This is a genomic window from Bacteroides ihuae (assembly GCF_900104585.1).
In the GTDB taxonomy this organism is placed as follows: domain Bacteria; phylum Bacteroidota; class Bacteroidia; order Bacteroidales; family Bacteroidaceae; genus Bacteroides; species Bacteroides ihuae.
In genome coordinates this window covers 407,894-424,084 of the sequence record NZ_FNVX01000004.1, presented here as the reverse complement: position 1 = coordinate 424,084, position 16,191 = coordinate 407,894, and the positions used below count along the sequence as shown (strand labels likewise).

Genomic DNA, 16,191 nt, shown 5'->3' with positions numbered 1-16,191 from the left:
CTTATTTTGGTTTGATGGTTAAAACAGTTTCCTGTTTCTTCGATTTTTCTCTTTGATATTCCGTTAGCTCTTTTGGTTTCTGTGTAGCGGCTTTCTCTTTTTTATTCTCTTTTTTTGATTCTTTACCTTTCATGATTTCTAGTTTTTAATTGATTATTATTAGAATGAATTCTTTGGTTTTATATAACCATTTATTCTTTTTTTCTGAATGATTCTCTAAAGTTGATAGCGGGAGCGAGTAGTAGTAGAATGTCTTTCCTTGAGACAGATTAGTCGACCGCTTTATTTTGGATTTCTGCAAGTTACGATAAAATATGAGAATAATAGCTTATAGTCATATTCTTTCTCATTAAATAACATATGAGGGCATATATTGCACATACTACACCAAAGTTGATAATTAATAGGGGGGGCAGATCGGCTGAAAGGACTAAGGGAAAAACTGAATAGATAATTCTATGAGAGTAAAATCGTCGTTAAGTATTCATTTATAGATGATAATTGCTCTATTCTCGAGAAGATATTCAGATATAGATAAAAAAAACGAAAAGCTAAGTCTTCTAGTAATAGATAAAACAAAAACGTCCTGAAAGCTTTTGACTTTCAAGACGTTTTGCGGTCCGGACGGGACTCGAACCCGCGACCCCATGCGTGACAGGCATGTATTCTAACCAACTGAACTACCGAACCAAGGTAGTGCCATCATTTCTGATTGCGGATGCAAAGGTAAATGTTTTTTTTAAATCTGCAATAGTTAGACAATGTTTTTTTTAATGAAAAAACTCTGCGAAGGGCTTTGAGCCTCATTATGAGGGCGTTTACTTAGAAAGAAAAATGCGAAGCAAAATAATTAATTGAAATGAGGCGAAATGAGGATTTAGAATGGAAATGCCTTCTAATCTTTCTATCTGTTAGTTTTCCCTGTTTCTTAATAAACTTATTACGTTTATTGCTGATACTTTGGCAATAATTCGTTATTTTTGCCCTCTCAAAATGAAGATTTAAGGACAGATCATAAAACAAAGTAAATATGACTACAGCAAAACTGTTATTGCACTGCCCGGACAAACCGGGTATCTTGGCAGAGGTAACAGACTTTATTACGGTTAACAAGGGAAATATTATCTATTTGGATCAGTACGTTGATCATGTGGAGAATATCTTTTTTATGCGTATAGAATGGGAATTGAATGGTTTCCTTGTACCTCAAGAGAAAATAGAGGATTACTTTGAAACGTTGTATGCACAGAAATACGGGATGGTTTTTCGCCTTTACTTCTCGGATGTGAAGCCTCGCATGGCTATTTTTGTCTCTAAGATGTCTCATTGCTTATTTGATATGTTGGCGCGCTACACTGCCGGAGAATGGAATGTGGAGATTCCTCTGATTATAAGTAATCACCCTGATTTGCAGCACGTAGCCGAGCGTTTTGGAATTCCTTTTTATCTGTTTCCCATTACTAAAGAAAGTAAGGAAGAACAAGAGCAAAAAGAGATGGAATTGCTCAATAAACATGACGTAAGTTTTATTGTGCTGGCTCGTTACATGCAGGTGATTTCGGAGAAGATGATCAATGCTTATCCGAATAAAATTATTAATATTCATCATTCTTTCCTTCCGGCATTTGTTGGTGCTAAACCCTATCATGCGGCTTTTGAGCGAGGAGTGAAGATTATTGGTGCTACAAGCCATTATGTTACGACAGAGCTTGATGCGGGTCCTATCATCGAACAAGATGTAGTGCGCATTACGCATAAAGATTCCATTGAAGATTTAGTGAATAAGGGTAAGGATCTGGAGAAAATAGTACTTTCTCGTGCTGTGCAGAAGCATATAGAGCGCAAGGTTTTGGCTTATAAGAATAAAACGGTGATTTTTAATTAAGTACCGTTTCATATGCAACGTTCTTTTGGCAAGAACACTTTGCCGAGAATCGTTGTTAATTAACAGTTCGATTATAACTGTTTGTTTTTTCGTACTATAAGGGAAAAAGAGATGAATGTAGCAATAGTGAAATATAATGCGGGTAACATCCGCTCTGTAGATTATGCGATGAAGCGTTTGGGCGTGGAAGCTGTGATTACAGCCGACAAAGAGACGCTACTTGCTGCCGATAAAGTGATTTTTCCGGGAGTTGGCGAAGCTGAAACAACCATGAATCATCTTCGTAATACGGGCATGGATCAACTGATTAAAGCTTTGAAACAGCCGGTATTGGGTGTTTGTCTAGGCATGCAATTGATGTGCCGATATTCTGAGGAGGGAGGTACGGATTGTTTGAACATCTTTGATACAGAGGTAAAGCGATTTATTCCGCAAAAGCATGAAGACAAGGTGCCTCACATGGGTTGGAATACCATTGGTCGGACAAGTAGTCCGTTGTTCAACGGATTCACTGAAGAGGAGTTCGTGTATTTTGTGCACAGTTTCTATGTGCCGCTTAATGACTTTACGGTTGCTGAAACGAATTATATTCAACCTTTCAGTGCGGCACTTCACAAAGATAATTTCTATGCCACTCAGTTTCACCCCGAGAAGAGTGGGGCAACAGGAGAGAAAATATTACGAAATTTTTTAGATTTATGATAGAGCTAATTCCTGCAATTGACATCATTGATGGAAAATGTGTCCGTCTCTCTCAAGGAGATTATGGAAGCAAGAAGATATATAATGAAAATCCGATAGAGGTGGCCAAGGAGTTTGAGGCCAACGGCATTCGTCGCCTTCATGTGGTCGACTTGGATGGTGCTGCCTCGCATCATGTTATCAATTATCGCACATTAGAGCAGATAGCTACACGTACGTCACTCATCATTGACTTTGGTGGCGGCATTAAGAGTGATGAAGATTTAGTGCTTGCTTTTGAGAACGGAGCACAGATGATAACCGGTGGGAGCATAGCCGTGAAGAATCCTGAATTATTTTGCAAATGGATTGAGCAATACGGGAGCGAAAAAATTATTTTGGGTGCCGATGTAAAAGACCGAATGATTGCCGTGAATGGTTGGAAAGACGAGTCGACGAAGGAGCTTCTTCCATTTCTTCAGGAGTATATTCATAAAGGGATACAGAAAGTAATTTGTACTGATATTGCTTGTGATGGTATGCTTCAGGGACCTGCTATCGATTTGTATAAAGAAATACTAGCGTTGCACCCCGATCTCTATCTGATAGCGAGTGGAGGTGTTAGTTGCATTGATGACATAAAAGCACTCCATGAAGCAGGCATACCTGCTGTTATTTTTGGTAAAGCTCTTTATGAAGGACGCATCACGATGAAAGAACTTTATGACTTGATGTAAACAGGTCGTAGATGAAATAATGAAATTTTGAACCTGCTGTCATCTTTCTCGCATTAAGAGATTGATTGTACAGCAAGATAAAACAGCATAAAAGTGTTAGCAAAAAGAATTATTCCTTGTCTGGATATTAAAGACGGGCAGACGGTGAAAGGCACTAATTTTGTCAATCTACGTCAAGCGGGAGATCCGGTGGAGCTGGGACGTGCATATAGTGAGCAAGGAGCCGACGAACTTGTGTTTCTGGATATCACAGCGAGTCACGAAGGGCGCAAGACGTTTGCCGAATTGGTGAAACGAGTAGCGGTAAATATCAGTATTCCTTTTACCGTAGGTGGGGGAATTAATGAACTGAGTGACGTGGATCGTTTGTTGAGTGCAGGTGCCGATAAGGTATCTATCAATTCATCTGCTTTGCGTCGTCCAGAGTTGATTGATGAGATAGCGAAGCATTTTGGTTCGCAAGTATGTGTGCTGGCAGTGGATGCTAAGTTCACGGATGCGGGCTGGAAATGTTATTTGAACGGAGGACGCATAGAGACGGATAAGGAATTACTTACGTGGACGCGTGAGGCTCAGGAAAGAGGCGCCGGAGAAGTATTGTTTACAAGTATGAATCATGATGGAGTAAAAACGGGATATGCTAATGAAGCTTTGGCTGCGCTTTCCGATCAACTCTCTATCCCTATTATAGCTTCTGGAGGTGCAGGAGAACCGGAGCATTTTCGTGATGCTTTTACTATAGGAAAAGCAGATGCTGCACTGGCTGCCAGTGTTTTTCACTTTGGCGAGATTAAAATTTCCGAATTAAAATCGTATCTTTGCGCGCAAGGCATTACGGTGAGAATTTAAATTATAGAAAATGATCATGGATATAGATTTCGATAAGATGAGCGGTTTGGTGCCGGCTATTGTACAAGATTATTATACCCGCAAGGTACTCATGCTGGGTTTCATGAATAAAGAGGCTTATGAAAAGACTGTGGAAACAGGCAAGGTTACTTTCTTTAGCCGTACGAAAAATCGTTTATGGACGAAAGGAGAGGAAAGTGGTAATTTTTTGAATGTGGTCTCTATGAAGGAAGACTGCGATAAAGATACATTACTGATCCAGGTACATCCTGTAGGTCCTGTATGCCATACTGGTACAGATACTTGCTGGGGTGAGAAGAACGAGGAAGGAGTGATGTTCATCAAAGAACTTCAAGACTTTATTGATCAACGCTACAAAGAGATGCCCGAAAAATCATATACTACCAGTCTTTTTGAGTCGGGTGTGAACCGCATGGCGCAGAAAGTGGGAGAAGAAGCTGTAGAAACGGTTATTGAAGCAACGAATGGAACCGACGAACGAATGATTTATGAAAGTTCCGATTTATTATATCACCTCATTGTGCTACTTACTTCGAAAGGTTATCGTATCGAAGATCTGGCACGTGAATTACAGTCGAGGCATACAAGCTCATGGACGAAACATTGACTCAACAGACAATTGACGTAGAGCAAAAGTTAGCTGACGATCTTAAGCAGGATAGATCGGCTGAGATACTCATTCAATATGAAAATGTTGAGGTGCATCAACAAGAACTCTGCGTACTGAGCGAAGTGAATCTTCAACTATACAAAGGAGACTTTGTTTATCTTGTGGGTAAGGTTGGTTCGGGTAAGACGAGCTTGTTGAAGACTTTTTATGGTGAGCTGACTATACCTCAGGGAGAGGCTCATGTATTGGGTTATGATATGAAAACGATCAAGCGCAAGCACATTCCTCAACTAAGGCGTAAGCTGGGTATTGTATTTCAGGATTTTCAGTTGCTTATTGATCGTTCTGTTTATGATAATCTTGAGTTCGTGCTGCGAGCTACTGGTTGGAAAAATAAAGAAGAGATAAAAGATCGCATCGAAGAGGTGTTGGAACAAGTAGGAATGAGCAATAAGGGATATAAATTGCCCAATGAACTTTCGGGTGGAGAACAACAGCGCATTGTGATAGCACGTGCGGTACTTAATTCTCCGGCAATCATTCTGGCTGATGAGCCCACGGGAAACCTTGACGTAGAAACAGGAAGGGCTATTGTGGAATTGTTGCATAGTATTTGCCGCCAAGGCTCATCTGTGATAATGACCACGCACAATTTGCAATTGCTTAAAGAATTTCCCGGATTGGTTTATCGTTGTAAGGAACACCGTATATCCGATGTGACCGATGAGTATGCAAGTGAAGAAAGAGATAATTAATACATATAACATTTTAACACAGTTACGAAAATGAAAGTTTTAAAGTTTGGAGGAACTTCTGTAGGCTCTGCTCAAAGAATGAAAGAAGTGGCCAAATTAATTACCGATGGTGAAAAGAAAATTGTTGTTCTCTCGGCTATGTCGGGCACAACAAATACATTGGTAGAGATTTCCGACTATCTGTATAAGAAGAATCCGGAAGGTGCTAATGAGATGATCAATAAGCTGGAAGCCAAGTATAAAAAGCATATTGATGAACTTTTTGCTACTGCGGAGTATAAACAGAAAGGTCTGGAGGTTATAAAATCTCATTTTGACTACATCCGTTCATACACTAAGGATCTTTTTACACTGTTTGAAGAGAAGGTGGTGCTGGCTCAAGGAGAATTGATCTCTACTGCGCTGGTGAACTTCTATTTGCAAGAGTGTGGAGTAAAATCTGTGATGCTTCCGGCTTTGGAATACATGCGTACTGATAAAAATGCAGAACCCGATCCTGTATATATAAAAGACAAACTGTTGGCACAGCTCGATCTGTATCCTGAAGCAGAAATATATATAACACAAGGTTTTATCTGTCGCAATGCTTATGGTGAGATAGACAATTTGCAACGTGGAGGTAGTGATTACACAGCTTCGCTTATCGGTGCAGCTGTAAATGCGTCGGAGATTCAGATTTGGACAGACATAGATGGCATGCACAATAACGATCCTCGTGTGGTCGATAAAACATCACCTGTTCGTCAGTTGCATTTTGAAGAAGCTGCTGAGCTTGCTTACTTCGGTGCTAAGATATTGCATCCTACCTGCATTCAGCCGGCTAAGTATGCCAACATACCTGTTCGTCTGCTTAATACTCTGGACCCCACAGCTCCGGGTACCCTTATATGTAATGAAACGGAGAAAGAAAAAATAAAAGCTGTAGCTGCTAAAGATGACATTACGGCAATCAAAATAAAGTCGAGCCGCATGTTACTGGCTCACGGCTTCTTACGCAAGGTATTTGAAATATTCGAGAGCTATCAGACTCCTATCGACATGATCTGCACCTCAGAAGTTGGAGTGTCTGTTTCTGTAGATAACACCAAGCATCTAAATGAGATTTTGGACGACTTGAAGAAGTATGGTACGGTAACTGTGGATAAGGATATGTGTATCATCTGCGTGGTGGGCGACTTAGACTGGGAGAACGTGGGCTTTGAAGCGAAAGCGCTTGATGCTATGCGTAACATACCTGTGCGTATGATCTCTTTTGGCGGTAGCAACTACAACATCTCTTTCCTTATTCGTGAATGTGATAAAAAAATAGCTTTGCAATCGTTGAGTGATCTGTTGTTCAACGATAAATAATAAAGATCAAAATACATTCTGAGCGCTTTTATAACTTATATAAAAGCGCTCTTTTTAACTCAAAAAGTCTTTGTATATGAAAGGTATATTTCCTGTTAATAAATTCCGCGAACTTCGTACGCCTTTTTATTATTACGATACCAAGGTGTTGCGAGATACGCTGACATGCATCAAGACAGCTGCGGCGCATTATGCTAACTACCATGTGCATTATGCTGTCAAGGCCAATGCCAATCCCAAAGTCCTGAGCATCATCCGCGAAAGTGGGTTAGGTGCCGACTGTGTGAGTGGTGGCGAGATTCGCGCAGCCATTAAAGCTGGATTTCCTGCTGAGAAGATTGTTTTTGCCGGAGTAGGCAAATCCGATTGGGAGATTAATCTGGGGCTTGATTATAATATTTTCTGCTTTAATGTAGAGTCTATTCCCGAACTGGAAGTGATCAACGAATTGGCTGCTGCCAAAGGTAAGGTCGCCAATGTGGCCTTCCGTATCAACCCGAATGTAGGTGCGCATACGCATGCCAACATAACAACTGGGTTGGCTGAAAACAAGTTTGGCATCAATATGCAAGATATGGATCGTGTGGTCGATATCGCACTGGAAATGAAGAACGTTAAATTTCTTGGCCTCCATTTTCATATTGGTTCGCAAATTCTTGATATGGGCGACTTTGTAGCACTCTGCAACCGAATTAACGAGTTGCAAGAGAAACTCTTTGCCCGTCGGATCATTGTGCAACTGATTAACGTAGGTGGAGGTTTAGGCATTAACTATGATCATCCCAACCGCCAACCTATTCCCGAATTCAAAAATTACTTTGCGACTTATGCCGAACATCTGAAGCTTCGCCCTGGGCAAGAGCTACATTTTGAATTGGGACGTGCTGTCGTGGGGCAATGTGGCAGTCTTATTACCAAAGTCCTTTATATGAAGCAAGGCACTAATAAGAAGTTTGCGATTCTCGATGCCGGTATGACTGACCTTATTCGTCCGGCACTTTATCAAGCCTATCACAAGATAGAAAATATCACTTCGGATGAAGCTATTGAGGCGTACGATGTGGTAGGTCCTATCTGTGAATCGTCTGACGTTTTTGGCAAGTCCATTGATCTGAATAAAGTGAAGCGTGGCGATCTTATAGCTCTTCGCTCTGCCGGAGCCTATGGCGAAATCATGGCCTCTGGTTATAACTGCCGCGAATTACCAGTAGGCTATACATCGGACGAACTGGTGTAATCTTATATACTTACTCTTCTTTTTCTGAGTGAGTAAAAACGCTTTTTTCTGTAAAAAGGGAAAAAGCGTTTTTTTATCGAACAATGAGGTTCTGTTCTTGTTCTTTTTTTAAAGTACTATTCATTAAATCCTTTAAATTATGATCACGAAAAAATTACAAGAAGCGATTAACGGACAGATCGCTGTTGAACTTTGGTCTGCCAACCTTTATTTATCTATGTCTTTCTATTTCGAGAAAGAAGGTTATAGCGGCTTTTCAGCATGGATGAAGAGACAGTCTCAGGAAGAGACAGAGCATGCTTGTGCCATGGCCCATTATCTGATTAAGCGTGGTGGTGAAGCGACAGTCGATAAGATTGATGTTGTTCCTTCCGGATGGGGCACCCCGCTAGAAGTCTTTGAACATTCTTACAAACACGAATGCCATATTTCAAAGCTAATTGATGATTTAGTGAGTGCGGCTTCTGCCGAGAAGGATAATGCCACTCAAGATTTCTTGTGGAGTTTTGTTCGCGAACAGGTGGAAGAAGAAGCCACTGCACAAGGTATTATAGATAAGATCAAGAAAGCTGGTGATGCAGGTATCTTCTTCATCGACTCTCAGTTGGGACAAAGAAAATAAAATATTTGTTTTGATAAAAGTAGCCCCATGCACGCTTGCATGGGGCTACACAAACAAAACAAACAAATAAAACCGTGATTCACATCATGGGTGTTTCTTTTAATATCTATAGGAATTATTCTTCTATGCAACGTACGGGAAAAGCATAAGATCGATACCCTCCTCCAGTGTTCGGCGCAAACAAGGTCTCGCCAAAATGAAGAAGTCCTCCTGCACCACTACCAGATACGTGAGATGAAGAGTACGAACAATATCCCCACATACCATCGCCAAACAAAGCTCCTGAAACAGCACTTCGATAGCCAGAAGCTGGCCAAAAAGAAGTGGCACCAGATTTTACTGAAGTTATATAAAATAACCACCCACTATTGAACGTACCTGAAATCATAAATTCATCTATATTTGAGGAACCAATGCCAGAAGTAGTAAACCCCGTGAAAGTGTCAGAGCAAGGTAATCTCCATTCTGGAGGACAAGGATCATAGATAGACTTGCTACCATTTGCAGTATTAGGATACATTGACGATGTGTTTGGATTGCCCCAAAGATTATCCCGTTGAGAAGCACGAGTTATTACATTTAACCAATCCTTTATTGAGCCGGTATCATCGCTATAAATATAATGTGTCGGATGCTGAATCGAATAAGCAATAGAAGCATTTGCACCGGAAAGTCCGGAAATAGATGCTAAACTTTGTTTTATAGCAGAAGTACCTGTCGTTCCATCGGCCCAAGCAAATTCTGTATTATAAGAAGAGAGAACTCTATCGGCTCCAGGAAGTTCTGATTTATTATTCCAACTCAAAGCTCCTAAGAACGGATCCTTACGCCCCCATTGATACATTAGTCCAAAATCTCCCGCATTTGTGGGTAAAACAGTCCAATTAGATGTTACAGTAGCGCCCAAATTATATTTCATCATTCTAAATGTACGGGAATTTAGGGTATTATAGCCACTGGTGGATATTGCACGAGTAGTATAAGTATCGTATGTGGTTGCATTATCTGCATCTGGTGCATAAGGTGTTTTCCATATATGCCAGCTCCAAAGGATATTAGTACCATCCGTTACGCCAATCAAGGCATTACCATTAGTCGTATTATTTGCTGTCTTGAAACGTACATAGCCGCCTACCAGTTTAACACTACCACTTTCAATTACATCCCCTGCTGAGCCTGTTTCCCAAATGAGCAAAGCTTTTGTAGGAACAAGAACTGAAGGTACAATGGCTGGTGCACTCTGCGTGAAATTATCTGTTTCGGAAGTAAAAGATACTGTAGATGCTGGTGTCGTTTTCCCATTCCCCATTACCGTAGCTTTAAACTTATAATTCTGATTAGCATTATTAGCTATGTAACAGTTTGCAGTAACTTGTGTTCCCGCATTGTTTATGCTTAGGTTTTCCGGTAGCAACACCCTGCTATCAACCTCATTCATACCTTTTATGGTCATTGATAACGAATAAGCGGTATTACGTGTAATGTTAAAGTCGTTGGACATGTTAGCACCCGGATAAAGACGGTAGGTTACATATTCCGTTGTGCTACCTGATGGAGTATAAAGACCTTCCACTTCGATATAAGTGCTGTATGCCGGGGCATTCGTTTTGCTTTTATCTTGTTCCGTGGTGATAGCAGACACTGTTCCTCGAAGATTTTCGGGAATATACCACGTTAGTGTGTTTCCCGCCGTGTAAGATTCCGCCGTATAATTGGGGTATTTGCTTGCATCCGTAGTTGAGTTTGCGGGATAAGAGCCTGTTGGCGTATTCATTTGAGCTACATTGGCAACCGAGTAAAGACGAACGGATGTAAGCGTAAAGGCATCGCTCGTGTTTGTCAGATTCACGTTGCAGGTAAAGTCCAACTTGGCCACCATGCGGGTAAGCGACACGGCATACAATCCGGGCATGGTGGCACCGGTATAGCTGCCGATCATGGGCAGATCCGTTCCTGATGTGACCGATGCTTCGGTGGCAAAACTAAGTGTTGAAGTCTGGAAATCGGCTATGGTAGTTGTTCCTATCGTGTAGTTTCCTGTCACATCTCCCACATTGGCCACCACATACACAGTTTGATTACTGCTGTTCTCAATAAGGGTCGTTTCCAAATTTGCAGTATTTGGAGAGCTATAATATTCTTTCGCTACCAAAGTAGATGTAGGTAGTGTACCACCAAATTGAAAAACGCATACTTCATTAATTACAGATTCATCAATACCTGTTGAACTGCGAGTGCTTGTAGTGCTCTTGCCGGACTGTCCCATCGCCACATTCAACGCCTCATTTTTGCTTGTGGCTTTTGTAGTGGCAGATGCAACAGATTCCATTTTCATCGGTTGTAGCTTGAAGTGCATCTGTATGGTTTCTCCTTCTTCCGAGTCAGAATTGCCCGAATCATCCCTGCTACAGCTTGTCAGCAGCAAAAGGAGTATTCCAATCGTTGGTAGTATCCATTTATTTAGCATCATTCGTATTCTTTTCTCTTTTTTATTTTATAAATTTTATTGCAACAAATATCTATTAACCTTTAAATTTCTTTTCAACCGCCTGGCGGTAGTATATCTCAATATAGAGCTTTAAATGTCCCTGCATAAATAAAACGAATATGCTCTCTTTACAGTTGCTTCTATTCTTGGATGCATCGTATTGGAAACCCGTACGCTCGCTTAGCACCGGCGTTCAAAGGAGCCACGGAACCACTGTCGAAGCCTAGGTAGCCCGCATACACAGAACCACTGGCGTAGGACGACGAAGACCAACAATAACCGTTCGTACCGACATACGCCAATAGGCCCGAAGCCCACTCGCAATAACCGGAGGCCGGCCAGTAAGAGGTGGAACCGGACGCATCCGCCGCATAATAGAAAATCCATCCTTTATCACTACTGTAAGTAGTAGAATTAGATATGTTGTACTCGCTTATTAAACTTGAATAAGCACCCGAAGTCGTAAACCGAGTAAAACTATCTTGTAAAGGTACTCTCCAACCCGGAGGGCAAGGATCGTAAATGGATTTAGTATAAACAGTTGCCGTATTCGGAGCGGTGCCGGCATTTGGATTGCCCCAAAGGTTATCTCGCTGATATTTATATTCTGTCACGTTTAGCCAGTCGTAAGTATCAGTTCCTGTTCCGGCAATAAAATGAGTGGGATGCTTTATGGAGTAAGCAATGGTGGCATCCGCACCAGTGCCACATGAAGTTCTCAGGTCGGCACTGTTTGTATATCCGTCATACCATTCGTAACTGGTAGTATTTTTAGTATCAATACGTCCGGCATCTGTAGTGGTTTGATAATTCCATGCTTTAGCTCCTCGGAACGGATCTTTACGTCCCCACTGATAAAACAATCCTAGATCACCTGCATTGGTAGCTGTTCCGCTCCAATTTAATGTTTCTGTAGCTCCCAGATTGTATTTCATCATTTTAAATGTGCGACTAGCAACAGTTGGGCTCGTCAATGTGCGGGTAGTGTAAGTATCATACGTACTAGAGTTATCTGGATTCGGTGCATAAGTCGTTTTCCAAATATGCCAACTCCAAAGGATCTTTGTGCCGTCTGTAACAGCAATCACAGCGTTACCGTTCGTGCTGTTATCAGCCGTCTTGAAACGCACATAACCGCTTACCAACTTTACACTGCCATCCTCTATTACATTCCCCTTGCTACCCGTTTCCCAAAGAACGAAAGCTGTAGTGGGGGAGAGTGTCGTTGGAGTAATGGCAGCTGCCGTTTGGGTTCCACTGATTGATGAAGCAGTAGTTGCACCGTTACCCATCACCGTGGCTTTAAACTTATAATTCTGATTAGCATTATTAGCTATGTAGCAATTGGCAGTAACCTGTGTTCCCGCATTGTTTATGCTCATGTTTTCCGGTAATAATACCCTGCTATCAACCTCATTCATTCCTTTTATGGTCATGCTAATGCTATAATACGTGTTGCGGGCAATATCAAAGCTTGTCGTCATATTGGCCCCCGGATAAAGACGATAGGTTACATATTCCGTTGTGCTGCTTGATGGAGTATAAAAACCTTCCACTTCGATATAAGTGCTGTAAGCCGGGGCATTCTTTTTGCTTTTATCTTGTTCCGTGGTGATGGTGGATACTGTTCCCCGAAGATTTTCTGGAATATACCACGTTAGCATGTTTCCTGGCGTGTAAGATTCCGCCGTATAATTGGTGTATTTGCTTGCATCCGTGCTACTGTTTGCGGGATAAGTACCTGTTGGCGTATTCATTTGAGTCACATTGGCAACCGAGTAAAGACGAACCGATGTAATCGTAAAGGCATCGCTCGTGTTTGTCAGACTCACATTGCAGGTAAAGCCTAACTTGGCCACCATGCGGGTAAGTGACACGGCATACAATCCGGGCATGGTGGCACCGGTATAACTGCCGATCATAGGCAGATCCGTTCCTGAGGTGACCGATGCTTCGGTGGCAAAGTTTAGTGTTGAAGTTTGAAAATCGGCTATGGTAGTTGTTCCTGCCGTGTAGTTTCCTGTCACATTTCCCATATTGGCCACCACATACACCGTTTGATTGCTACTGCTTTCAGTAAGGGTCGTTTCCAAATTTGCAGTATTTGGAGAGTTGTAATATTCTTTTGCAACCAAAGCAGATGTAGAAGCTGTTCCATCAAATTGAAAGACGCATACGTCATTTATGGCAGATTCATCAATTCCCGTTGAACTGCGGGTAATTGTCGTGCTCTCCTTTTCGGAAAGTCCCATCGCCACATTCAACGCCTCATTTTTGCTTGTGGCTTTTGTAGTGGCAGATGCAACAGCTTCCATTTCCACAGGTTGCAGATTGAAGTGCATCTGTATGGCTTCTCCTTCTTCCGAGTCAGAACTGCGCAAGTCATCCCCACTACAGCTTGTTAGCAGCAAAAGGAGTATTCCAATCGTTGGTAGTATCCATTTATTTAGCATCATTCGTATTTTTTCTCTTTATAAATTTTATTGCGGCAAGTGCTTGTTTCTTTTTAAATAAAACAAGCTTATTCTTGTGCGCAACGAACAGGGCCCCCGTAGCTCCGACTACTGTACTGCAACGGGTATACGTTGCCACTGCTAAAGCCAAGGTTGCCCGCCTGTATTGGATTGCCCGTACCGAAGGGCGATGACGACCAAGAATAACCGTTCGAGCTGAAACCCAACAGGACACCCGTACTGCGGTTTCGAGAGCCGGAAGCTGGCCAGAAAGAACCGTTACCAGACGTACCGGCTATATAGAAATTGCATCCATTAGCCCAAACGCCTGAAACATTAGGTGTTGTACCCGTTCCTGTGGTAGAAAATATCTGATAACTATCCTGAGTAGGCACACGCCAGCCCGGAGGGCAGGGATCGTATATAGATTTACTACCCACCAATGTGTTAGGGGCAGCACCACTATTCGGGTTACCCCAAAGGTTATCCCGTTGAGCACTATGAGTGGAAACATTTAGCCAATCTTCACTTGTTGTGTTATACACAATAAAATGCGTGGGATTCTTTATGGAATACGCAATGGAAGTAGCAGCATCAGTACCTGCCGTGGCATTGGGCACCGCAGTACTATTAGTTCCATCCAACCAAGTATATCCGCTACTATTATAAGTGTCAATACGGTTCGTAGTAGTCCACAACTTTGCCCCTACAAACGGATCCTTACGCCCCCATTGGTAATAAAGCCCCAAATCGCCCGCATTCGTGGCTGTTCCGCTCCAATTAGAAATTTCCGTGGCACCTAGATTGTATTTTATCATCTTGAAGGTGGTGGTGGTGCTATACTTTTTATACGTATCATAATCCGTGTCAGGATCATAATCCACTTTCCAGATATGCCAACTCCAGAGTAATGTTCCGCTTGCATCTTTGACCCCGATTAATGCATTTCCGTTCGTGCTGTTATTGGCGGTTTTGAAAATGACATACCCATTGCCAATGATCTTCACGCTGCCATCCTGAATCACATTTCCTTTAGAGCCGGTTTCCCAAATGACAAATGCCGTGGCGGGTGAAAGAGCGGTGGGCACAATGGCAGGGGCCGTTTGGTCTCCACTGGTTGCCGCAGGTGTGGTAGCCCCGTTTCCCATCACTGTGGCTTTGAATTTATAATCCTGATTGGCGGTGTTAACAACATAGCAATTGGCAGTGGCTATAGCTCCCGAACTGTTTATACTTAGGTTTTTGAGTGTGCCGTCTCCCGTCCCTGCGCTCCAACTGGTCGCCGTCTCCCAACTGGCAGAGGAAGAAGAAGTCAAACTCAAAACGACCTGATCTCCATAAAGTTTTAAAGTAAAAATGTACTGCGTGCCTGCTTCAAAGGCCATAGAAGGTACCGTTACAGAACTAATGGTACGTGCAGTTGTATGCCCGTTAAAGTAAGCTGTCATACTCAACTGCATGCTCCCATCAGTTTTAGGCAATACGATCGTTGATGCGGAAGCTTTATACTGATCTGTTGCGTCGTAGGTGAAGTTTGAGTTAGAAAGAGTTACACTTCCTGTATTACTTGCCGCTGTTGATAAAGCATTATTCATTGTGCCCGTCAGTGGGCCGACGGCTAAACCCGTTAAGGTTAGTTCGTCTATAGCAACGCTTGTTATTGTGGTTATGGCTCTATCTATATTAAACACCAACTGTGAGCATTTTCTCTCCAGAGTAGTCAGAGTAACTGACTGGGTTGACAATGTGGAGCTTACGCTAATTCCTTGTGTGAGTGATGTGGCATAATCCATGCCTTGAGCAACTGCGGTGGTCTCCCCTGAAGTAGATAAAGTCAAAGCGGGGGTTACCGTATAAAAATCATAGTCGCCCGAACGAAGATATAAATCATTTCCTGTTGTAGATGTTACCGTTCCCGTAGCATCTACAATACAAGCACTAAGGGAACCATCTGTTCCCACCACGTATGTGTTATCTCCTACGTAATTAGTTGCTGTTAAATCTGTTGCTGTACCTGTATGCTTGTAAACTTGCACACGGATAGTAGCGCCCTCCCCCAATGGAGAAGCATCTGCACGGGTTGAAGCTACCTGAGCAACGATACCTCGTGTAGAGAAAGTAACTTCCACGCCTTCATGCTCGTTTGATAACCCCTCGGAGTTAGTGCAAGCAAGAAAGCAAAAAGGCAAAAAAAGTAGCAATAAATACTTGTTCATTAATTTAAAAATATTCCTATATATTCTATATTTATTTTTGTACGCACCATATTGTATATGAATATACCCGAATATCCTATAGGATACACCAAAGTTTCCCATTGAACTGCGGGTATTTGTAGTGCTTTCCTTATCCGAGAAATCCATCACTACATTCCGTTGGTACTATCCATTTATTTAGTCTCATTCGTTTTCTTTTCTCTTACTTTATAAATTTTATTGCAACAAATGCCTGTTGATCTTTAAATTTCTTCTCAATATATCTTGATGTGTGGTCTTAATGCCCC

The 16,191-nt window shown here is 42.0% G+C and carries 13 protein-coding genes and 1 tRNA gene; 9 read left to right on the top strand and 5 right to left on the bottom strand.

Going from position 1 to position 16,191, the window contains the following annotated elements; all coding sequences use genetic code 11:
* Position 1: 1 nt before the first annotated feature.
* Entirely contained in the window at positions 2-133 is a 132-nt protein-coding gene (locus BQ5338_RS17110) for a hypothetical protein (RefSeq protein WP_262483068.1), read from the bottom strand.
* 483 nt (positions 134-616) lie between these two features.
* Positions 617-690 (bottom strand) — tRNA-Asp (locus BQ5338_RS02540).
* Between the two features lie 340 nt (positions 691-1,030).
* Between BQ5338_RS02540 and purU the strand changes: the two genes are divergently transcribed.
* The 9 genes from purU to BQ5338_RS02495 all read left to right on the top strand — a co-directional run bounded on the left by purU (position 1,031) and on the right by BQ5338_RS02495 (position 8,747).
* Positions 1,031-1,885: a formyltetrahydrofolate deformylase gene (gene purU, locus BQ5338_RS02535; RefSeq protein ID WP_071145246.1), complete on the top strand. Its 855-nt coding sequence runs from the start codon at positions 1,031-1,033 to the stop codon at positions 1,883-1,885.
* Positions 1,886-1,996: 111 nt separating this feature from the next.
* Positions 1,997-2,587 carry an imidazole glycerol phosphate synthase subunit HisH gene (hisH, locus tag BQ5338_RS02530; protein ID WP_071145245.1) on the top strand — a complete coding sequence of 197 codons (591 nt, stop codon included), beginning with the start codon at positions 1,997-1,999 and terminating at the stop codon, positions 2,585-2,587.
* On the top strand, positions 2,584-3,303 hold the full coding sequence (hisA, locus tag BQ5338_RS02525; RefSeq protein WP_071145244.1) for a 1-(5-phosphoribosyl)-5-[(5-phosphoribosylamino)methylideneamino]imidazole-4-carboxamide isomerase: 720 nt from the start codon (positions 2,584-2,586) through the stop codon (positions 3,301-3,303). The genes hisH and hisA overlap by 4 nt, the downstream gene beginning before the upstream one ends.
* A 93-nt stretch (positions 3,304-3,396) precedes the next feature.
* Positions 3,397-4,152 carry an imidazole glycerol phosphate synthase subunit HisF gene (hisF, locus tag BQ5338_RS02520; RefSeq protein ID WP_071145243.1) on the top strand — a complete coding sequence of 252 codons (756 nt, stop codon included), beginning with the start codon at positions 3,397-3,399 and terminating at the stop codon, positions 4,150-4,152.
* A gap of 16 nt (positions 4,153-4,168) precedes the next feature.
* Positions 4,169-4,780, top strand: a complete 612-nt coding sequence (gene hisIE, locus BQ5338_RS02515) for a bifunctional phosphoribosyl-AMP cyclohydrolase/phosphoribosyl-ATP diphosphatase HisIE (RefSeq protein ID WP_071145839.1) — start codon at positions 4,169-4,171, stop codon at positions 4,778-4,780.
* Positions 4,765-5,538: a cell division ATP-binding protein FtsE gene (locus tag BQ5338_RS02510; RefSeq protein ID WP_078063367.1), complete on the top strand. Its 774-nt coding sequence runs from the start codon at positions 4,765-4,767 to the stop codon at positions 5,536-5,538. Before hisIE ends, BQ5338_RS02510 begins: the two co-directional genes overlap by 16 nt.
* Positions 5,539-5,568: 30 nt before the next feature.
* The gene (locus tag BQ5338_RS02505; RefSeq protein WP_071145242.1) at positions 5,569-6,888 is read left to right on the top strand and encodes an aspartate kinase; all 1,320 of its coding nucleotides are present in this window, start codon (positions 5,569-5,571) and stop codon (positions 6,886-6,888) included.
* 76 nt (positions 6,889-6,964) lie between these two features.
* Positions 6,965-8,125, top strand: coding sequence for a diaminopimelate decarboxylase (lysA, locus tag BQ5338_RS02500; RefSeq protein WP_071145241.1), 1,161 nt, complete (start codon positions 6,965-6,967; stop codon positions 8,123-8,125).
* A gap of 139 nt (positions 8,126-8,264) precedes the next feature.
* Positions 8,265-8,747, top strand: a complete 483-nt coding sequence (locus BQ5338_RS02495; protein ID WP_071145240.1) for a ferritin — start codon at positions 8,265-8,267, stop codon at positions 8,745-8,747.
* Positions 8,748-8,862: 115 nt separating this feature from the next.
* On the opposite strand, the gene BQ5338_RS02490 is transcribed toward BQ5338_RS02495, so the two are convergent.
* The 3 genes from BQ5338_RS02490 to BQ5338_RS02480 all read right to left on the bottom strand — a co-directional run bounded on the left by BQ5338_RS02490 (position 8,863) and on the right by BQ5338_RS02480 (position 15,904).
* Positions 8,863-11,217 (bottom strand): DUF4906 domain-containing protein, encoded by a 2,355-nt coding sequence (locus tag BQ5338_RS02490; protein WP_071145239.1) that lies wholly within the window; start codon positions 11,215-11,217, stop codon positions 8,863-8,865.
* 158 nt (positions 11,218-11,375) lie between these two features.
* Positions 11,376-13,691 carry a DUF4906 domain-containing protein gene (locus tag BQ5338_RS02485; protein ID WP_071145238.1) on the bottom strand — a complete coding sequence of 772 codons (2,316 nt, stop codon included), beginning with the start codon at positions 13,689-13,691 and terminating at the stop codon, positions 11,376-11,378.
* A 65-nt stretch (positions 13,692-13,756) separates the two neighbouring features.
* Positions 13,757-15,904, bottom strand: coding sequence for a BF2992 family fimbrillin-A clan protein (locus BQ5338_RS02480; RefSeq protein WP_071145237.1), 2,148 nt, complete (start codon positions 15,902-15,904; stop codon positions 13,757-13,759).
* Between the last annotated feature and the right edge of the window lie 287 nt (positions 15,905-16,191).